The organism is Pseudomonas sp. SG20052 (assembly GCF_031766055.1).
In the GTDB taxonomy this organism is placed as follows: Bacteria; Pseudomonadota; Gammaproteobacteria; order Pseudomonadales; family Pseudomonadaceae; genus Aquipseudomonas; species Aquipseudomonas mandelii.
In genome coordinates, this window is sequence record NZ_CP134498.1 from 3,506,718 (window position 1) to 3,527,429 (window position 20,712).

Here is a 20,712-nt window from a genome sequence, read left to right on the forward strand (position 1 = left end):
GTCTTTCGTGTCCCCGGCGCGCCGCAATTTCAGCGCTGGACACAACAGAAGTCGCGGTTGTGCCCGGACGAACCAGGTGTAAACCTATTTCAGGACTAGACAGTGCAAAAGGCTGAAGCAAGGCGTGCGTTAACGCTGCGATCACATCTTCTCTTCGACGAACGAGTCTGATTGTCTGACCGCCAGAATGCTGCCCTGCAACGAATACAGCGCGCGCTCCATAGTGCTGCCGATGAATCGATTAGTACCCACCCGATGCAAGGTGCCCATCACCACGACGTCAGCCTGGTAATCATCGACAAATGCACTGATCACCGGCATCGGCAGCCCCATGAAAAAATGCCGGCGCTCTGGAGCAATGCCATAGCGCTCAGCCAGGGTGTTGAAGGCCTGATGAAGGGACGCTCGCAACTCATCCATGAAGGCCACATTCCAGCAGCCGGTGATCAGCGGCGTATCGCCATTGAATGCAGGCGATAAGTCATAGGCGTAAAGCAGGTGCAGCGATGCGTCGCATTGCACGGCCAGCGTATGAGCTGCCTGAATAATGGCATCGTTCACATCACGGATTTGTGTGACCGTATCAAACAGGTCCACAGCGGCAACGATCTGATGAGGCAACTCATGATGGACCTGGTTGACCAGGTGCAACGCAACGGGACACCCGCGCAGCAAATGGTAATCCAGAGGTGTGACGAACACTCGTCCAAGTACCGGGTCCACCGTGACATCCTTGATGACCAGGTCGGGCTTGAGCTCTTCTACACACTTCACGATGTCGAGCAGTGGATCGCAGGTGAAGACAACTTGCACGTTCACCTCCAATCCCTGTGCATTGAGACGCTGAAGTGTCTGGTCCCTCCAGTGGAGATAATGGCGCTGATATCGCGGGTCCCCCTCCTCGTCTCGGTTCTCTTCCCACACATGCGCCATGGGCGCGGGTTCGATATAGGCCCGTACATCCAGCATGGCTCCACTGGCCCTGGCCAGGGCGATGGCACGCAGCAAGGCTGGGGCCTCTTTCAGGTTTGGGTTGGCGATCAGCAGCAAGCGTTGATAGTGGGCCATCACACACCTCGTCTATACACCGGCCCATAGCGTGGCCATGTTCAAAGACTGCGCTCGTTGCGCCCTATGCCTGTTTGATTTACATCAAATCCAGGCAATTGAGTGCACTGTCACAAGAGATCTGATCCAGATCATATTCAGGCGCAGTCAGCGGAGTAGAAAGAAGTGAATCGCGAGATTTGCCACTGCGCGCCAACCTATGAAGACGGCTGGAGGATCGCATCATGCTCACTGTCAAAGACCATAATGATCGGGCCTCTGAAGCCTATTCCAAAGTCACTGGGAAATACTTGATCGAAGCGCTCAAGGATGGTCGTCACGTGTTGATCCGGCAACTGACGGAAAAAGACCGCGAGCGAGAGTACCGCTTCATCAAACATCTGTGCCCTGAGTCCCGGCACATGCGCTTTCTCATGCAGAGCAACGAACCCGGCAACAAGCAGTGCCAGGCATACATTGTATTGGTCCACGAAAATGGCCAATTGATCGAGATCGGCGTCAGCCGGTATGTCGCCACGGGCGAATACAAATGTGAATGTACGGTGACAGTCGCCGATCAATGGAAGCGTCTGGGTTTGGGTACGCTATTGCTGGAACATTTGATCACGGCCGCGCGCAAGAACGGTTTTCACCAGATGTATGCGCTCGACGCCTCCAGCAATGCCCCGATGCGCGACCTGGCCAGATCACTGGGCTTCGAGACGCGCGACGATCCCTACGATACCCGTCAGGTGATTCACTGCCTGTACCTGTAAAACAACGGGGCTGTTGAAGCACCTTGATCTGGTGACTCATATAAGCGGCCTATTGGCCCGCGAGGTGAGGAATCTGGCCCCCGACACCTTCTCTCAAGCCTTTGCACCCTTTATTGACGAAACTCAATTGTTCATCTGGAGCAAGGCGTAGGAATAATCAAACAGGTGATGAATCGACACAAAAGTTTGCGTTTAAACACAATGTGTCGAGGACCTGCGGATCGATCTCCGGCGGTTGTGCGCAAGCGCAATACCGCTGGCGGTAACCCACCCTTACGGGGACGACGGTCATGAACACACCCTCCCAAGACATGCTGGATAACCTGTATGGCTCACCTCGGCACATTGACCAGGCTGCCATCGCACCGCTTCTGCGCCAATACGCTGAGCCTCTGCCGGCGCTGGACTCATCCGCCTTTGGTGAAATGTTCGATCGCTATGCGGATGCGCGCGTGGTGATGATTGGTGAGGCCAGTCATGGCACCAGTGATTTTTATCGAACCCGGGCAGCGATCACCCAAAGGCTGATTGAGCAACACGGGTTCAACATTGTGGCCGTTGAAGCCGACTGGCCGGACGCCGGCCATGTCGACCAGTATGTCCGGGGGTTGGCACACTCGGCTTGGAAACGTCACATCTTCAGCCGATTCCCGACCTGGATGTGGCGCAACACCGACGTGAGAGCATTCGCCCACTGGCTGCATCTCTACAACCACACCCTCGCCACGGAACGTCGCGTCGAGTTCCGCGGACTGGACGTCTACAGCTTGCGCAACTCCATCCATGAGGTGCTGAGTTATCTGGACCGGGTCGACCCACAGCTGGCCCACGAGGCCCGGCGGCGGTATGGCTGTCTGACCCCTTGGCAGGATGATCCCGCGTTGTATGGTCACTTCGTCGAACGTGCCGGCTTGATGCCTTGTGAGCAACCGGTGATTGAACAGCTCGACGCCATGCTGGCCGAACAACTGGCCGGGCTCATCCAGAACGACGAGGCCTTCTTCAATGCGGCGCAAAACGCTCGGGTGGTGCAGGCGGCGGAACAGTATTACCGTGCGATTTATCGAGGGTCGACCGCCTCATGGAACCTGCGTGACCGGCACATGTTCGACACACTTCGGGCACTGCTTGAGCACCGGGGTCCACAAGCCAAAGCCGTGGTCTGGGCGCACAATTCTCATATCGGCAACGCGGCTGCGACGGAAATGGGCTGGAAGGGTCAGTTCAACATCGGTCAGCTGTGCCGCAGTGCTTATGGGCGCGATGCCGTACTGATCGGCATGAGCACCGACCGTGGCCAGGTGGCCGCAGCCGATGACTGGGACGGCGACATGCTCATCAAGGACATCCGGCCCTCTCGCCCGGACAGTTGGGAGCACCAGTTCCTCAAGGCGGGTGTGCCGGCGTCATTGACCGACTGGCGAGACCCAACGCGCAAAGAGCTGCGCCGTGTGCTGTCCAAACCGTTGCTGGAACGGGCCATCGGGGTGATTTACCGCCCTGAAACCGAGCGTGGCAGTCACTACTTCGAAGCGACGCTGGCCGAACAGTTCGACGCCATGATCTGGATTGAACAGACCCAACCCGTGACAGCACTGGCGCTACCGAAAAGCCAGAGACTCGAACCGGAAGACGAAACCTATCCGTTTGGCGTGTGAGGCCGGTCAGGCGTTGTCAGGCGGGGTCGTGCAAATACTTCTCGAACCAGTCGCCAGCGAGTCTGGCGACTTCTTCAAGGGCTCCAGGTTCTTCGAAAAGATGAGTCGCGCCCGCCACAATTTCCAGCTGCTGCTCACACTGCAAGGCCTGACTGCTTTGATCATTCAGTTCGAGCACCACCGGGTCCTGGGCGCCTACGATCTGCAAGGTGGGTGCCCTCACCTGCGACAATGCAGCCCCCGCCAGGTCGGTGCGCCCTCCGCGGCTGACCACCGCATGCACCACCTCCGGGCGCACGGCCGCCGCCAACAACGCCGCCGCAGCACCGGTGCTTGCGCCGAACAGACCGATTCGCAGCGAGTGCAACTCCACGTCCCGACCGACCCAGTCGATAACTTCCACCAGTCGCCTGGCGAGCAAGGCAATATCGAAACGCAGCTCCCCGGTGAGGTTGTCCAGACGTTGCTCTGGCTCCGTGAGCAGGTCGAACAGCAGCGACGCCAGCCCCCGCTTGGCCAAGGACTCTGCGACAAACTGATTGCGTGGGCTCAGACGGCCACTGCCGCTACCGTGCACGAAGATCACCAGACCGTCAGTCTGCAGCGGCAGACGCAAATCGGCCGATAACTCAACCTCACGCAATTCCAGCTGTCGAGATTGAGGCTTAATCATCGAAAGGCTCCCGCGAGGCAGAATCGGTGGCGCCTTCTCGCTGCCAGGCCAATTGCAACAAATCAATGACTTCTTCGTCCGAGGTCTGGGGGAAACTCAAGTACCAATACCCGATCGACATCATCCATTCAGGTATGAGTGGGCAGATCACCTCATCGACTTCGAAGCTCAGCGTGTCCACCGTTTCCCGCGGCGCAACCGGCACGGCAACGACGATACGAGCAGGTGCCTGCATACGCACCGCGCGGATCGCCGCCATCATCGAGGCGCCCGTCGCCAGGCCGTCATCCACCAGAATCACCACCTGCCCCTTGAGCTGCAAGGGTGGCCGGGCGCCCCGGTACAGGTGCTCCCGCCGCTGCAATTCCCGTGTTTCACGCGCGACCACGGCGTCGAATGCGGCCGGGGAAATCGGGTGAGCCCGCAGCGCTTCTTCATTTCGGATCTGGATACCGCCACTGGCGATGGCACCCATGGCGAACTCGGGGTTGGACGGCACGCCCAGTTTGCGCACCAGCATCAGGTCCAGGCGCACGCCCAGGGCCTTGACCACTTCATAGGCGACCGGAACGCCGCCACGGGGCAAGGCGAGGACGATGACATCGGGTCGATGGGCGTATTTGAGCAACGGTTCCACCAGACGTCGACCGGCTTCTGCCCGGTCCTCCAATGTGGTTTGTAATGAGGGGCTTTGACTCATGAAAAACCTCCTCAGGCGATGACGCCTGTCGTTTCGTTACACCATGGCCTTGTCCGGCTAGACCGCCAGAACACTGCAAGGCACCTGGTACAGAATATGTTCGGTCGTGCTGCCCAGCAGCTTCTCCAGGCCGTGGTACTGGACTCTGCCCATCACGATCACATCCACCTGCTGCTCGTTGGCAAAATCGCTCAACGCCGCGACCGGATGTCCGAGAACAAAATGCCGACGGTCAGAGGGGACGCCGTACCGACCGGCCAATTTGCTGAACGATTGTTCCTCGGTGGTGCGCAACTCTTTGGTGATGTCTGGAAGCGCCAGCCCCCCCATGTCTGCCAGATAGACCCCTGAAAGATCGCAGGCATACAGCAGGTGCAGCTCGGCATCGCACTGCAACGCCAGATTGGTGGCTTGCTGAATGATCCGCTCGTTCAGCTCGCTGTCCGCAGGCGCCGCATCCGACGCGTCAACCGCCGCCACGACCTTGCGCGGCAAGGCATGACCACCGCCGCCCACCAGATAGACCGGTATCGGGCAGTGCCGCAACAAATGCCAATCCAACGGGGTGAAGAATGCGCGTTTGAGCGCTGATTCGTGCTGCACTTCTTTGATCAGCAGGTCGGGCTGCATTTCCGTGACGTGATCAAGAATGTCTTGCTTCATGTCGTCGGCCCACATCACCTCTGTCGTCACTTTGAGCCCCAGCGCATTGAGATTGGTTGCCTGGTTTTTCAGCCAGTCGCGATGGTCCTGAAGGTAGCTTTCCCGGGCTTTTTCCTGCACGCCTTCGTCAAGCAGTGACAGTCTCTCCAACGGTTTTACAAGCGCAGCAATATGCAAGCTCGCGCCGCTGGCCTTGGCCAGAGCGGCCGCATGGTTTATCGCTGGGGAATGGCGCAGGGCCGGGTTGATGATGAGTAGCAAGCGTTGATATTGGCTCATGATCTGACTCCATACAGGGGGACTCGACGTCCATCGCTGCCCCATTGCTGAGACTAGTCGTAACGCCTGCGCCGGATCAGGCACCCGCGTTGATTCAGCGTCCTCTGTTGATGTCGCCCTGGCGTTGATTTATATCAAATCCCCGCGTAACGCCGTTCATTGGACCAATGCAGGTCATGGATCGGGCTTTCATTTCACCGTACTTGATCAATATCAACAGGGCCGGGCCGAGCAGGATTACGTTGGCAAAATGGGACGGCATTTTTGCTGTGCTCAGGACTTTGATGCTTGCCGGTTCCTTGATGGTGTGATGCCTCCACCGCACCGGCTTTCGACAGGAGACGGCAATGTCGACCCAACTTGCGAGTCAGCGGTTGCGCTTGTACGACAGCGATGAACTCGATGGTGTGCTGCAGGCGATGGCGCGCCAAGCGGCGATATTGTTGCCGCCCGCTCAATCGGCACTGATTGGCATCCAGCGTCGCGGCGAGCCGCTGGCACAGCGCTTACAGCAGCATCTTTCGCGTCAGACCGGCCAGCCAGAACTGCCGCTTTACCCCCTGAAGGTCAAGCGTTATGCCGATGACCTCAAGGTCCTGCATGCACAGACGGAATTGACTGAGAACCCACTTCTGGGCGAGCTGGACCTTGCCAATACCACCCTGCTTGTTGTCGACGATGTGCTTTTTGAAGGCCACTCCCTTCTGCGCACCTGTGCCTATTTGGCGCAGCTGGGGGCCCGTCGGGTCTACACTGCGGTATTGGTTGACCGGCATGTTTGCCAGCAACCGATCCGTGCCGACATTGTCGGCGTGCACCTGCAAGTTGCCGCCCATGACATCGTCGAATGCAACGTCCCGCCCTACGAAATGGAGTTCTGCATTGAAGTGTTGCGGCATGGTGCTGTCCGATGACGGCGCAACTGTTCGATAAGCCTCAAAGGAGCCAATGCATGCTCACCGACCGCCCGCTTCTTTTTGCCCTGCAAGGCAGTGAGCACTATGCAACCCGCGTCGCGCAGCGGCTTGGCTGCCAACTGGCCCCGCATGAAGAGCGCGACTATGAAGATGGCGAACATAAATGCCGACCGCTGGCGTCGGTTAACGGTCGCGAGGTCGTGGTGTTCCATGCTTTGTATGGGGATGACCGGCAGAGCGCTAACGATAAGTTGTGTCGCCTGTTGTTCTTTTGCGGAGCACTCAAGGATGCCGGCGCTCGCCATGTGCAAGTCGTAACACCCTATCTCTGTTACGGACGCAAAGATCGTCGCAGCCAACCTCAAGACCCCACGATCACCCGCTACCTGGCGGCCATGATTGAAGCCTGCCACGTTGATCGTCTGGTTGCCCTGGAGGTGCATAATCCGGCCGCGTTCGACAATGCCTTTCGCATTCCGACGTGGAACGTGCAGTGCACAGAATTATTCGCCGAGCATTTCGCCAGGTTCGTCGGCGACGCCGACGTGGTGGCGGTGTCCCCGGATTCCGGTGGTGCCAAGCGCGCCGAACAGTTTCGTCAGGCCCTCGAACGACATCTGGGACGCTCAGTGGGCAGTGCGCTGATGGAAAAGCACCGTGCTCACGCGACGCTGACAGGCGCCCTGTTGGTGGGCGACGTATCGGGTAAGACAGCCATTGTTTTCGACGATCTGATCAGTACCGGTGAAACGCTGAAGCATGCGGGCCTTGCCTGTCAAAAGGGTGGAGCCAGCCGATTGTTTGCCGCGGCGACCCATGGTTTGTTCACGGCGGGCAGCCATCTGTTCGACAAGCCGCTTTTCGAGCACATTGCGATCTCTGACAGCGTGCCTCCATTTCGCCTGTCCCCCGAGTGCGTGACGCAGCACGTGCACGTAATCGACAGCACCGCCCTGATAGCCACCTTGCTGGCTGAAAGTGGAGCATTCGATACCGTTTGAGCAGATGAAGAGGCCGATCAAAGACAATGGGGAGTGCCTGACGTTGAAAAAGATGAAAATCAACACAGCATTCACACTGATGGAGCCAGGCCCGGTGGTCTTCGTCACCACAAATGATGGCCGCAAGAACAACATCATGACCATCTCGTGGACCATGGTGATGGGCTTCACGCCGATTTTTGCCATCACCACCGGGCCCTGGAACTATTCGTACGCCGCGCTTCTGAAAACCAAGGAGTGCGTCATTTCAATCCCCACCGTCGATTTGATCGATCGCGTTATTGGTGTGGGAACCTGTTCTGGTGCCGACACAGACAAGTTTGCAACCTTCGGATTGACGCCCGTGAAAGGCAAACATGTCAGGTCACCCTTGATCAAGGAGTGCCTGGCCAATATCGAATGCAAGGTTGTCGATATCATCGAGAAACACAATATTGTTGTCCTCGAAGGCCTCGCCGCCTACATCGATGAGGCACGCAAAGAGACACGAACCCTCCATTCAGTGGGTGATGGTTCCTTTGTCGTGGACGGACGCAAACTGGATAGAAGAGAAATGATGCAGTCGAAGCTACCAGAGGGTGTCCAGGTGATTAGTCAATGATAATGGGCGCCACCGGCGTCCACATGGCAGGCAATGAACAGTCCTCGACGAGCCACTGACCTGGTGCGTTCCCGAGCGTTAATAAAAGCCTTCTAGGTAATACGTTGAGACCTGTCAAGTGAAGGCGAGCCAGCGTCAACGTTGCCATGTAATAAGTGCATTTTCCGCTGGCAGGAAGGCGTCTGAGTGCCAGGCGCGTACCCGTGGGGTGTAGCCATCCACGGGCCGCGTGGCAGCGACCGAGATGGAAAAGATATAGCCTTGGATGGCGCCGGGTATGGGGCCGACAGCGTTCATCGGCAGGCATTCTGCCGGGTATCCATCGCACGGGGCGGCATAGAGTTCCACCCTTACCCACTCCGGTGCGATCTCCCCCAGATAGACCGGTACGCTGATGTACAGCCACTCGCCGTCGTGTTTCGCATCGACCGTGCCGAAATGTATGTTGTCCCATCCCAAGGCAACCGCCTTGTGCCAGGCATGAAGCCCACGTGCGAGTTCGGCCTTATCCTTGCTACGGCGTCGGAACGCCTGGATCGCCGGTTGGTAACAACAATCCAGGTATTCGAGCAGCATGCGATTGCTACTGAATTGCGGCCCCAGTTGCGACATGCTGGCGCGCATGCGTTGCACCCAGTCTCGTGGAATTCCCTGCGTGTCGCGTGTGTAAAAGGTGGGCACTACTTCTTCTTCGAGCAGGCGGTACAAGCACTCGGCGTCGGCTACATCGTCGCTGGGGGCGTCGTCGCCGATTGCCCAACCGCAGGTGGGCTGGTACGCCTCCGCCCACCAACCGTCCAGTTGGGACAGGTTAAGTCCGCCATTGACCAGAACCTTCATCCCACTGGTGCCACAGGCTTCCCATGGTCGTCGCGGTGTATTGATCCAGACATCGACGCCTTGCACCAGATGTTGGGCCTGTTCAATGTCGTAATCCTCCAGGAACACGACATGCCTTCGCAGATTTGGACGATGAACAAACTCCATCCATGCCTGGATCAGCTGCTTGCCCTGCTCGTCACTGGGATGGGCTTTACCGGCGATGATCAGTTGGACCGGTCGATGCTCATCGGTTAGCAGGCGGCTCAGGCGCTCCGGGTCATGCAGCAACAGATTCGGTCGCTTATAGTCGGTGAATCGCCGCGCGAAGCCGAGCGTAAGGCAATTGGGATCGAGCACCTGCGCGGCTTCTTCGACCCGCTGAGGTGACTCGCCACGCTGTCCAAGATGCCATGCCAAACGGTGACGCGTGTAATGCACCAGATCGCGGCGTTGCTCGGCGGCCATCGTCCACAAGGCCCTGTCATCACTGTGGGAGACCGTCCCTGAGAGAGACTCCACCGTGCCGAGCCAACGTTCCTTGCCACAGGTGCTAGTCCAAAGGTGATCAGACCACACCGAATCCCAGGATGGCACATGGACGCCGTTGGTAATGTGCCCTACAGGTATCTCTTGAAGCGGCCAGCGTGGATAAAGATCACTGAACAATTGACGGCTGACTTCGCCATGCAAACGACTCACGGCATTGCACTGGGCGCACCCACGCAATGCCAGAAAAGCCATGTTGAACGGCTCATCGTCGTCCGCCGGATCACGCCGGCCTAACGCAAGCAGCTCGCGCAATGAAATGCGACAGTCTTCGAGATACTCACGCGCGTACTTGTAAATGAGCGAGGGTGGAAATAAGTCGAAACCCACAGCCACTGGCGTATGCGTTGTGAATACGTTACCTGCACGCGTTGCCCACCATGCCTCCCAGAACGTTGTTCCCATCTTGTGCATAAAGCGACGGGCACGTTCCAGCACAAGCAGTGCGGCATGACCTTCGTTAAGGTGGCACACGTCAACGTCGATACCCAGTGCGTCGAGTACCGCCCAGCCACCAATGCCGAGCACCACCTCCTGGAGCAAACGCATTTCCGAGCCGCCGCCATACAACTTAGAGGTGATACCGCGGTCGGCGGGCCCATTGCGCAGATCGTTACTGTCCAGCAGATACAGGCGCGTACGTCCGACAATGGCCTGCCATATACGCAAATACAAAGTGCGACCGGGAAGTTGCAGCACGATTTTCAGCCAGGCGCCGTCATTTCCGATCGTTGGCTGAATCGGCAGGCTGGTGGCGTCGTTGTAAGGATAGGCCTCATGCTGTCTGCCTTGCGCGTCGATGTATTGCCGAAAATAGCCTTCCTGATAGAGCAAACCCACCCCAAGTATCGGAACGCCCATGTCGCTCGCCGTCTTCAGGTAATCTCCTGCAAGCACACCGAGTCCGCCGGCGTAGAGCGGAAAGGCCTCACTCAAACCGTACTCCATGCTGAAATAGGCGATCCGCGCCGAATCCCTGGCCCCTTGCTGCTGTGCATACCAGCCTGAGTCGTCGAGATAACGCCGGTGCTCTGCTATGGCGTGCGCCAGTTTCTGCGAGAAGTCAGGATCTCGGCAGAGTTCGTCAAGACGCTGCTGCGAAGCATTCTGCAGAATCATCCACGGATTATGGGTACGCACCCAAAGTTCTGGGTCAATCGATTTCCACAGGTCGTCGAGTGCATGATTCCAGGTCCAGCGCAGGTTAAGCGCGAGGTCGGTCAGTGCGCAGAGTTGCTCTGGCAACTCACGTGGCAAGAAGGCATACACGTCGACACCTCAATGTAATCGGCAGTTTTGCGGACCTTGATCAGGCGTGCCATGAGGCAACGGTTTTACGGTGTGCGATTAAGTGACAGGCGCTTTTCCACCGCCAGAACATGCCGAGTCGTGGCGAGCACTGCATCCGGATTCAGGCTTATCGAGTCGATGCCAATTTCCACCAGAAATTCAGCCATCTCGGGATAGTCAGACGGCGCCTGTCCGCAAATACCGGAGTGGCGGCCGCTACGTTTTGCTCCCTCCACCGCCAGGCGAATCATCTGTTTCACTCCCGGATCGCGTTCATCGAAATCGAAGGCGACGATTTCCGAATCGCGATCCACGCCGAGCGTCAGCTGGGTCAAGTCATTGGAGCCGATGGAGAATCCGTCGAACAGTTTGGCGAAGGCGTCGATCAGGATGACGTTGTTGGGGATCTCGCACATGACGTAGACCTCCAGTCCGTTTTCTCCGCGCTTGAGGCCATGGCTGGCCATCGCTGCCAGCACCTTTTCGCCCTCCTCCACTCTGCGGCAAAAAGGGATCATCAACTTGACGTTAGTCAGGCCTATCTCGTCGCGCACCCGCTTCATTGCCGCGCATTCCAGCGCAAAACCTTCGGCATAGGCACTATGGGTATAACGGGACGCCCCACGAAAACCGATCATTGGGTTGTCTTCTTCCGGCTCGAAATACTGACCGCCCAGCAGGGTCGCGTATTCGTTGCTTTTGAAGTCGCTCATGCGCACTACGCAGGGTTTTGGATACACCGCCGCCGCAATTGTGGCGACGCCTTCGGCCAAGGTCTTGACGAAAAAATCCGCAGGATCATTGTAAGCAATGCTCAGGGCAGCGATCTTTTCACGTGTTGCGTCATCCACCTTTTCCGGGTGTACGAGCGCCATCGGATGCACCTTGATGTATTCATTAATAATGAATTCCATACGCGCCAGACCAATGCCATCCACCGGTAGCGAGGCAAGACTAAAGGCCTGATCAGGATTGCCCAGGTTCATCATAATCTTTGTTTTTGGATGTCCCAGCTGGCTGAGATCGGTGTGCTGAATGTCAAAACCCAGAATGCCTTCATAGACATTTCCGGTTTCGCCTTCGGCGCAGCTAATGGTGATCGGTGTGCCGGTTTCTATTTTGTCTGCCGCGTTTGCGGTTCCCACGATGGCGGGAATGCCCAGTTCACGCGAGACGATGGCGGCGTGGCAAGTACGTCCGCCCCTGCTCGTCACGATAGCCGCGGCGGTCTTCATGACAGGTTCCCAGTCGGGTGCCGTGGTATCTGAGACCAGCACCTCGCCCGGTTGAAAATCACTGAGATGCTTGGCATCGTTGATGACACGCGCCTTGCCGGCGCCAATTCTGGTGCCGACCGCCCTGCCCTTAAGCAGCACTGTCGATCTTTGCTTGAGATGGTAAATCTCAAGCACGCTGCCTTTCTTTTGCGACTCCACCGTTTCCGGTCGCGCCTGCACTATATATAACCGGCCATCGATGCCGTCTTTGGCCCATTCCATATCCATGGGTTTGTAAAAACCGGCTTTGCCCGAATAGTGGTTTTCAACCTTGATGGCATAGTCGGCCAGCACCATCACATCCGCATCAGAGATGCAGAAGCGGGTTCGTTCTTCGCCGGGCGTGTCAATATTCTTGGTGTATTCCACCGCGATATTGCCGGTATTGAGCTCGCCGGCAAAAATCATCTTCTTTGCTTTGCTACCCAGGCTGCGCTTCAAGACAGCACGATAACCCTGCAGAAAGCTGGGTTTGTGCACATAGAAACTGTCGGGGTCTATCGTGCCCTGCACGACATTCTCGCCGAGCCCCAGCGCGGCATTGATGAAGACGACATCCCTGAAGCCTGTTTCCGTGTCCAGCGAAAACATCACGCCACTGGCCCCTATATCGCTACGCACCATCTTCATGACCACGACGGCGAGATAGACCTTGTAGTAATCAAAGCCATTGTCGTATTTGTAGTGGATGGAGCGGTCGGTAAAGTTGGACGCCAGGCAACGTTTGTAGGCATCGAGCAGATCACCGTCAGTGGCGATGTTGAGATAGGTATCGTTCTGCCCGGCAAATGAGGCCTGCGGCGAATCCTCGGCGGTCGCCGAGGACCGCACCGCCAATGAAATGTTTTCGCCGTATTCCTGTTTGAGTTGGGCATAACTTTGCAAAATCGCCGTCTTTAGATCTTCCGGCAATGAAAAGCCATATACGATCGCCCTCGCCTTTGCCCCCCGCGCCTGCAAATCCTTGATGTTGTCGGGGTCGAGTCCGTCAAGTGCCGCATGCAGAGGCTGCCAGGCGCTATTGTGATCAAGCACATAACGATACGCCTCAACGGTGATGGCAAAACCGTTGGGGATGCATACACCCTCAGTCGTGAGGTTCTGGTACATCTCACCCAGCGAGGCGTTCTTGCCACCGACCAGCGATACATCGTTGATACCCAGCTCTTTGAACCAGCGGATATGTGAATGCATCACGATATTTCTCCTTTTGATGGGGGGAGACTTTGTCGGCCGCTTCTACTTGATATAGAGCTTTATGGCTTGATGCCGCCTGCGTGTGTTGATTTAGATCAATGAGCGCCCTTTGAGCAGCGATAGCCGGGAGTATCAGCCCGCTTTTTGATGTATGCAGAGGGCGTAGCTGGACGAGAAGTACCGCCGCTACCAAGACCTCACCGTCTGCAATGGCTGCCGGCTCTGGTCACCTGCGCCGATTGAGCGTTGAATGATGTAGCCGAGCTGTCCGCCATCCTCTTCAGGATCAAACCCATGACCCGTTCTGTTCCTGTAAACGCCGACGATCTGGAGCGACTGCATAATCGATCGTTCGAGGAAATCGTCATCGGCGAGTCCGCCTCTCTGGAGCGCACCCTGACAGCTCAAGACATTCAGCTGTTCGCACTGGTCTCCGGCGATGTGAACCCGCTGTACGTCGATCCGGAATTTGCTGCCACCACCCACTTCAACACTGTTTTCGCCCATGGCATGTGGGGGGGAGCGTTGATTTCGGCGTTGATTGGTACGCAGTTGCCAGGGCCCGGTTCGGTGCCCTTGGGGCAAACCCTCAAGTTCCTTGCCCCGGTACGCATCGGTGACACACTGACGGTCTCGGTGACGGTTACTGCTCGCGACGTAGCGCGGTATCTGCTCACGCTGGCCTGTACCGGCATCAATCAGGAAGGCGTGGTCGTGCTGGAAGGTGAATCCCTGGTCCACGCGGCCGGCGAGCATATCGATGTGCATCGAGCCAGCCTGCCGGGCATAGAACTGCGCCACAGCGCCGACGGTCTGAATCGTTTGTTGCAAGCCTGCCAGACGCTGGAACCGATCCGCGTTGCGGTGGTACATCCTTGCGACGAGGTGAGTTTCGAGGCGGCCCTTGATGCCCGCGATGCAGGGTTGATCGACCCGATCCTGATTGGCCCAAGAGCCAGACTCGAAGCGTTGGCGGCCAAGGGCGGCCACGACCTTTGCGGTCTCACCATTGAATACGTGCCCCACAGCCATGCTGCCGCCCTGCGCGGTGCGCAAATGGCCCGTGATGGTCTAGTCGAAGCGTTGATGAAAGGTAGCCTTCACACCGACGAATTGATGTCCGCCGTGGTGCCGTCGTCGGCGCTACTGCGTACCAAGCGGCGCATCACCCACTGCTTCGTGATGCAGACGCCTTTTTATCCGCGCCCCTTCATCATCACCGATGCAGCGATCAATATCGCGCCAGCGTTGGTCGACAAAGTGGACATCGTGCGTAACGCCATCGATCTGGCACATATCCTCGGCGTCAGTAATCCCCACGTGGCGATTCTCGCTGCCGTGGAAACGGTGAATGCCAACATGCCCGCCACCCTTGATGCCGCAGCGCTGTGCAAAATGGCTGATCGCGGCCAGATCACTGGCGCGGTCCTTGACGGGCCGCTGGCGTTCGACAACGCCATCTCCCTGGCGGCGGCGCGTATCAAGGGCATTCACTCAGCTGTTTCCGGTAAAGCCGACATTCTCGTCGTGCCTGATCTGGAAAGCGGCAATATGCTCGTCAAGCAGCTGGAATACCTGGGCGGTGCCTCCAGCGCGGGTATCGTGCTCGGCGCCAAAGTGCCGATTGTCCTGACCAGCCGCGCCGACTCCGTCGAATCGCGCATCGCGTCCTGCGCCATCGCCGTGCTGGTCGCCCATCACTATCGGGTCACCCCGCCATGAACGACACGGATAACGGTGAAGTGATCCTGGTTCTCAATGCGGGGTCGTCGAGCATCAAGTTCGCCCTGTTCGACGCCACCTGCAGCCCTTTGGCTCGCACACCACTGTGGCGCGCAAAGGTCGATGGCATCACGGGGCCAAACTCGGTGGTCAGCGAAAACGGCGGCGACGATCAGCCACTGACCCTCGATGCAAAACATCCTTATCGCGATGCCCTTGGGTATATTCGTGAGCGGTTGCGAACTCAACTGGTAGGCCGTTCGATCAGGGCCATCGCCCACCGCGTCGTGCATGGAGGGATTAAATACTCCAAACCGGTATTGATCGACACGCAGGTGCTGGCCGACCTTAAAAGCTACATCCCGCTAGCCCCGTTGCATCAGCCCTTCGCACTGGAGGCCATCGAAACGCTGCTGCAAACCCACCCCGACCTGCCACAAGTGGTGTGTTTCGATACCGCCTTCCACCAGACCCTGCCAGACGTGGAGAAAATCCTGCCGCTGCCTTGGTCGGCCTGGGAAAGCGGCTTGCGCCGTTACGGGTTTCACGGACTGTCCTATTGCTATCAATCCGTTGCGCTGGCCGAACGTTATGGCGATCAGGCGCGCGGCCGAACGCTGGTCGCGCACCTGGGCAGCGGTGCCAGCCTGTGCGGTATGCGGGACTTGAAAAGCGTCGCCACCACCATGGGTTTCTCGGCGCTGGACGGTTTGATGATGGGCTCCCGCTGCGGGGCGCTGGACCCTGGCGCGGTGATTTTCCTGATGGAAATCTGGAAGCTGAGCCTGGAGCGGGTCAGCCATATTCTGTATCACGAGTCTGGCCTGCTGGGAGTTTCCGGCATTTCCAGCGACCCGCGCGAATTGCTCAAAGTCGAAGATACTGAGCCTCGCGCGGCCATGGCCCTTGCGTTGTACCTGCGCCGGTTCATCCACGAAGCCGGTGCCCTTGTCGCGGCACTGGGTGGTCTGGACATGCTGGTGTTCACGGCAGGTATTGGCGAACACAACGCGGCGATTCGCTCTCGCATGTGCGCTGGCCTGCAGTATCTGGGTGTCGAACTGAACGAAACGGCGAACCAGGCCAATGCCTCAGTGATCTCGACCCCGGCCAGCCGAGTCAAGGTGGTGGTCGAGGCCACCAACGAAGAATGGGTCACGGCGCTCGATGCCCTGCGCCTGACAGAGCCAGCCAATCAGCAAGCTCGATCCGCCCCGCGCCTCATCCCCTGAAGGATTCGATGGCTCGCCGAGAAGTGCTGTAAAGCGTCGGCACGCCGGTCAACCCGCCGACGGTGATCGTTAAGCTCAAATGAGGTGCCGATCGTGGGGCTGCCCCGGGCAACAAGGCGCTCTACGGCCTGACATCAGTTTTGTGCGCTTTGAGGGCGACCGCCACCGCCATCGCGTAAAAACTTCTTGAGTGAGGTCAGCGAACGGGTATTGAGCACATCGTGTTTTTCCAGCCAGGCTCGACGGGCCTGAGCGACGCCGTAGCGCAAATAGGAAAAATCCGCGGCGCGATGGGCGTCCGAATTGATGCTGATGAGCACGCCTTGATCCTTGGCGTATTGGCACTGAAGGTCAAACAGATCCATGCGCTGGGGCTGCGAGTTGAGTTCCAGGCAGCAACCACGCTCAGAGGCTGCCTTGATGATTGCAGGCAGGTCCATGTTCAGGGGCGCGCGCTCATTGATCAACCGACATAGGGGATGTGCCAGTACGCTGAAGTAGCGATGATCCATGGCCCTGAGCAGGCGTTGGGTTTGTTGATGCAGCGTCAAGCCGAAATGACTGTGGACGGCGCCCACCACCAGGTCCAGGCGCCCCAGAATGTCATCTGGAAGATCCAGGCGACCGTCTTCGAGAATGTCGACCTCAACGCCCTTGAGCAAGGTCATGCCTTGCAAGCGGGCGTTGAGCGCATCGATCTGGTCGATTTGCTTCAACAATCGATCAGTGTCCAGGCCATGGGCGACCCTGAGGGACCGGGAGTGGTCGGTAATCGCCAGGTATTCCAGTCCGGCGTGCTGCGCCGCAAATGCCATCTCTTCCAGGCTATTGCCTCCATCCGAGTCACGGGTATGAGCATGCAAGTCACCTTTGAGGTCGCTCAACTCAATCAGCCTCGGTAAACGACCTGTCAGTGCCGCCTCGACTTCACCGCGATCTTCGCGCAGTTCCGGCGTGATCCAGACCAACCCCAAGGCCTGATAAACCGCCACCTCGGTGGCACGGGCCACGCATTCTTCGGCCTTGAACACCCCATATTCGTTGAGTTTGAGCCCCAGCTTCCGGGCCCTCTGGCGAATCGCGATGTTATGCGCCTTGCTGCCAGTGAAATACACCAGAGCGGCGCCAAATTGCGCCGGCTTTACAATGCGCATATCCACTTGCAGGCCTGAGCCCAGCACGACGCTGGCACGCGTGCGCCCTTTAACCAACACGGTGGAAATCTCCGGGTGCTTGAGCAAGTGTGCCGTGACATTCACAGAAGGCGCTGCGGCCACGAGGAGGTCGACATCACCGACAGTGTCGCGCATGCGACGCAGGCTTCCGGCCACCGTCGCTTCCTCGATACCCGCAAGCTGCTGCAAGTATTCGATCAGACGGTGCGCCACGGGCTCGACAAATGCCAGCGGCAAACGGCGATCGCTTCCAATCCCCTTCTGCGCGGCACTCAACAGCCGCGTCTCCATCTTTTCGCCGAAACCGGGCAGATGGCGAATGCGGCCCTGTCGAGCAGCCTCGCATAACTGCTGCGCGGTTTCGATCCCCAGATCGTGATACAGGTGCCTGACGCGTTTGGGGCCCAATCCGGCGATGGACAACAGTTCAACCAATCCGGGCGGCAATGTCGAACGCAACCGCTGGCGCAAAGCGCAATTTCCGCAGGTAACGATTTCGTTGATCTTGCCTGCCAGATCAACTCCAATACCGGTCAGTTTGGGCAGTGGTTCGCCACGCGCGATGATCTCTGCCAGCTCAAAGGTCAACGCCCTCAAGGTACGCGCCGCATTACGGTAGGCCCGGATCCGAAAGGGGTTGGCGTCATCGATTTCCAGCAGATCAGCGATTTCGTCAAAAACCTCGGCAATTTGATCATTGCCAATCACCCGCCTGTCCTTGAGCGAGGCCGATAGCCAGTCTGGTAACGGTTCCTGAGGCGGTACGGCGGTGAGCTTCATGGCAGTGCCCGTCCAGTGAAATGAAGAACGCGCGTTTGAGCGTTGATTCGTATTGCACGTCCTTGACTAACAGGTCGGGCTTTTTCCCGCGCGATTCCTCAAGCAGTGACGATTTTACGAAAGCGGCAATATGCAAGCTCGCCACGGTAGCCGAGTTCAGCGCTAAATGCCGGTGAGGCACATGCTGTGCGTGTTTTGCGATCAGCCGACCCAGCGAATCTCCGGCGCCTTGTGCGAGACCGGTGCAGGCGCCGATTTCGGATGGCCAACGATAATGGGCGCCACTGGCGTCCACTCGGCAGGAAGGCCCAGTGCATGCTTCCCCTGCGGCGTATCAAGAAAACGTTGGGCGAAACCGATCCAGCAGGTACCCAGCCCGTCAGCGTACGCGGCGAGCATCAGGTTTTCGGCGGCCAATGCGCAGTCTTCGACGACCCACTGACCTGGCGCGTTCCCCGAAATAAGGATGAGTACTGGCGCGTGGTAGAAGATGTGAAAGTTTTCGTCATTGAGTAGCGAATGGAAGTGCGCGGAATGGGGGCCAGCGGGCATCGTCTTGAGCATGTAGGCCTTTGCTTCTCGCGAGATCCGATCCAGCACTGCTTGGTCTCGGATCACCGTGAACGTCCACGGTTGTTGGTTGACCGCGCTGGGCGCCTGGGCAGCGGCATTGATCAAACGACGAATGACATTTTCATCAACGACTTCTGTGGTGTATTCACGCGTGGAGCGCCGGCCGGAGATTGCCTTGTCGATGTTCATGAGTGCATACCTCAAGGTAGGTCATTTCATAAAGTCGTCCACTCACGCAGACCTGCTGCTGATTTAAATCAGATCAGGGCGGAACCGGTGGCAACCGACGATTCGATCGGCTCACCGTTTGAGTGGCAAACAATGCGCGACGGCGCTACTGCCCGGTACCTTCACCCCTTGCGGATCGAAGGCTCGGCTTCGCCGGATTTCGCCTTTTGCGCCAGATAGGCGATGAGCTTGTCCAGGGTGTCCACGTGTTGGTAATCGCTTTCAGGAATTGCAATGCCCAGGCTCCGATTCAGAGCCTCGATGACACGAAGCCAATCCATGGAATCCAGATCAACCTCTTCGCGCAGTGACCGATCAGATCGCAACTGCTCGATTTCAAGTTCCGGGGCAATGCCTTTCAAGGCTTTCAATACTTCATCGCGGATCATTTGCGGGTTCATATGCCCTCTCCTCAAAGCGCCTCTGGCGTCTGCAGCAAGCGACGAACTTCGCCCAGAAAACGTGCGCCGTAATGACCGTCGCTGACTCGATGATCGGCGGACAAACTGCTAATGACAGTGGGCATGACACACAGCTGGCCCTCTTTCACCCAGGGCCGCTCACTGATACGACCGAAACCGACCAAGGCAACCTGGGGCGGATAGATCACCCCCAATACGCTGTCCACGCCCTGATCGCCGAGTTGAGTGACCGTTATGCCGGCGCCTCCCAGCTCGGAGCTGCGCAGGGATCCGCTGCGGGCGCGCTCGACCAGGCTGGCCAGTTCACTCATCAAATGAGTCAAGGATGTGTCCGCCACATGATGCAGCACCGGGGCGACCAGGCCACCCTGGCGCAAGGTGATTGCCACCCCAAGGTCGGTATCGAGTGCGGGCTTGAAGGCGTTATCCAGCCAGAAACCATTGAGCTGCGGATAGTCGCGCAAGGCCAGCGCGACTGCTTTGAGCAGCAAGACGCTGGGCAGCAGGCGCGCTTGAAGTGTGCTTTGCGCATTGTGTGCCTGCAGCCAGGCCATGGATTTATCCAGGGCGATGGTTTCGCTGAGGTAGTAATGGGGAATCTCGCGTTTTGAACGAGTCATGGCCGCCGCAATGGCGTGCCGCATGGCCTGGTCGGGGTCCGGCGGGTGCGCCACATGAGCGGCTGCCTCGATGTCCTCCAGGGTAACCACTCCCTGTGGCCCATGGCCTTTCACATCAGCGGTGCTGACGCCTAGCTCGGCAGCACGCTTGCGCGCCGCGGGAGATATCCGCGGGCGTCTGCCGGACGATGCCTGCTCTTCGATCAGCAGCGGCGCCGCCGTCGTTGTTCGTCGCGCACTGTGCGGATCTTCGCCCGGTTCCAACAACCAGGCGATGGTGGTACCGACCGGGACTTTGGCGCCGATATCGATCAGCAGTTGCGACACCGTGCCCTCATGCCAGCACTCGACATCGATGGCGGCCTTGGCGGTATCGACGACGGCAATCACCTGGCCCGGCTTGACCACATCGCCCGGGTGGACTTTCCACTCCAGCAACGTGCCTTCATCCATATCAGCCCCCAGCGAAGGCAATTTGAATTCGATCATCGTTGACCCTCCCGGGGCGATACT

At 58.2% G+C, this 20,712-nt stretch carries 17 protein-coding genes; 7 read left to right on the top strand and 10 right to left on the bottom strand.

Going from position 1 to position 20,712, the window contains the following annotated elements; translation table 11 throughout:
* Positions 1 to 141: 141 nt before the first annotated feature.
* Positions 142 to 1,068: a universal stress protein gene (locus tag RHP74_RS16045; RefSeq protein WP_311095807.1), complete on the bottom strand. Its 927-nt coding sequence runs from the start codon at positions 1,066 to 1,068 to the stop codon at positions 142 to 144.
* Positions 1,069 to 1,292: 224 nt separating this feature from the next.
* On the opposite strand from RHP74_RS16045, the gene RHP74_RS16050 reads away from it, so the two are divergent.
* Positions 1,293 to 1,823 (top strand): GNAT family N-acetyltransferase, encoded by a 531-nt coding sequence (locus RHP74_RS16050; RefSeq protein ID WP_311095808.1) that lies wholly within the window; start codon positions 1,293 to 1,295, stop codon positions 1,821 to 1,823.
* 290 nt (positions 1,824 to 2,113) lie between these two features.
* A complete protein-coding gene (locus RHP74_RS16055) occupies positions 2,114 to 3,481 on the top strand; it encodes an erythromycin esterase family protein (protein WP_042932034.1) in 1,368 nt (455 codons plus the stop codon).
* Between the two features lie 16 nt (positions 3,482 to 3,497).
* On the opposite strand, the gene RHP74_RS16060 is transcribed toward RHP74_RS16055, so the two are convergent.
* The 3 genes from RHP74_RS16060 to RHP74_RS16070 are packed head-to-tail and all read right to left on the bottom strand — an operon-like array spanning position 3,498 to position 5,796.
* The gene (locus tag RHP74_RS16060) at positions 3,498 to 4,154 is read right to left on the bottom strand and encodes a dienelactone hydrolase family protein (protein WP_311095809.1); all 657 of its coding nucleotides are present in this window, start codon (positions 4,152 to 4,154) and stop codon (positions 3,498 to 3,500) included.
* A complete protein-coding gene (locus RHP74_RS16065; RefSeq protein WP_311095810.1) occupies positions 4,147 to 4,854 on the bottom strand; it encodes a phosphoribosyltransferase in 708 nt (235 codons plus the stop codon). Before RHP74_RS16065 ends, RHP74_RS16060 begins: the two co-directional genes overlap by 8 nt.
* A 57-nt stretch (positions 4,855 to 4,911) precedes the next feature.
* Positions 4,912 to 5,796, bottom strand: coding sequence for a universal stress protein (locus tag RHP74_RS16070; protein WP_311095811.1), 885 nt, complete (start codon positions 5,794 to 5,796; stop codon positions 4,912 to 4,914).
* Between the two features lie 347 nt (positions 5,797 to 6,143).
* Here RHP74_RS16070 and RHP74_RS16075 point away from each other — a divergent pair, with 347 nt between their 5' ends.
* From RHP74_RS16075 to RHP74_RS16085, 3 genes are read left to right on the top strand one after another with little or no spacing between them, the layout of a single operon-like run.
* Positions 6,144 to 6,710: a phosphoribosyltransferase family protein gene (locus tag RHP74_RS16075; protein ID WP_010460612.1), complete on the top strand. Its 567-nt coding sequence runs from the start codon at positions 6,144 to 6,146 to the stop codon at positions 6,708 to 6,710.
* A gap of 38 nt (positions 6,711 to 6,748) precedes the next feature.
* Positions 6,749 to 7,714, top strand: coding sequence for a ribose-phosphate diphosphokinase (locus tag RHP74_RS16080; protein WP_311095812.1), 966 nt, complete (start codon positions 6,749 to 6,751; stop codon positions 7,712 to 7,714).
* Positions 7,715 to 7,766: 52 nt separating this feature from the next.
* Entirely contained in the window at positions 7,767 to 8,315 is a 549-nt protein-coding gene (locus RHP74_RS16085) for a flavin reductase family protein (RefSeq protein ID WP_311100497.1), read from the top strand.
* Positions 8,316 to 8,450: 135 nt separating this feature from the next.
* Here the strand turns inward: RHP74_RS16085 and glgP are convergent, their stop codons facing one another.
* Positions 8,451 to 10,952, bottom strand: coding sequence for an alpha-glucan family phosphorylase (gene glgP, locus RHP74_RS16090; protein WP_311095813.1), 2,502 nt, complete (start codon positions 10,950 to 10,952; stop codon positions 8,451 to 8,453).
* Positions 10,953 to 11,017: 65 nt separating this feature from the next.
* The gene (ppsA, locus tag RHP74_RS16095; RefSeq protein ID WP_311095814.1) at positions 11,018 to 13,444 is read right to left on the bottom strand and encodes a phosphoenolpyruvate synthase; all 2,427 of its coding nucleotides are present in this window, start codon (positions 13,442 to 13,444) and stop codon (positions 11,018 to 11,020) included.
* A gap of 297 nt (positions 13,445 to 13,741) precedes the next feature.
* On the opposite strand from ppsA, the gene RHP74_RS16100 reads away from it, so the two are divergent.
* A complete protein-coding gene (locus tag RHP74_RS16100; protein ID WP_311095815.1) occupies positions 13,742 to 15,169 on the top strand; it encodes a bifunctional enoyl-CoA hydratase/phosphate acetyltransferase in 1,428 nt (475 codons plus the stop codon).
* Positions 15,166 to 16,401, top strand: a complete 1,236-nt coding sequence (locus tag RHP74_RS16105; RefSeq protein ID WP_311095816.1) for an acetate/propionate family kinase — start codon at positions 15,166 to 15,168, stop codon at positions 16,399 to 16,401. The genes RHP74_RS16100 and RHP74_RS16105 overlap by 4 nt, the downstream gene beginning before the upstream one ends.
* A 134-nt stretch (positions 16,402 to 16,535) precedes the next feature.
* Here RHP74_RS16105 and polX read toward each other — a convergent pair whose 3' ends face one another.
* The 4 genes from polX to RHP74_RS16125 all read right to left on the bottom strand — a co-directional run bounded on the left by polX (position 16,536) and on the right by RHP74_RS16125 (position 20,688).
* Positions 16,536 to 18,356: a DNA polymerase/3'-5' exonuclease PolX gene (gene polX / locus RHP74_RS16110; protein ID WP_311095817.1), complete on the bottom strand. Its 1,821-nt coding sequence runs from the start codon at positions 18,354 to 18,356 to the stop codon at positions 16,536 to 16,538.
* Between the two features lie 201 nt (positions 18,357 to 18,557).
* Positions 18,558 to 19,118, bottom strand: coding sequence for a nitroreductase (locus RHP74_RS16115; protein ID WP_311095818.1), 561 nt, complete (start codon positions 19,116 to 19,118; stop codon positions 18,558 to 18,560).
* 161 nt (positions 19,119 to 19,279) lie between these two features.
* Positions 19,280 to 19,558, bottom strand: coding sequence for an acyl carrier protein (locus RHP74_RS16120; protein WP_311095819.1), 279 nt, complete (start codon positions 19,556 to 19,558; stop codon positions 19,280 to 19,282).
* Between the two features lie 11 nt (positions 19,559 to 19,569).
* Positions 19,570 to 20,688: a dihydrolipoamide acetyltransferase family protein gene (locus tag RHP74_RS16125; RefSeq protein WP_311095820.1), complete on the bottom strand. Its 1,119-nt coding sequence runs from the start codon at positions 20,686 to 20,688 to the stop codon at positions 19,570 to 19,572.
* Positions 20,689 to 20,712: the final 24 nt, after the last annotated feature.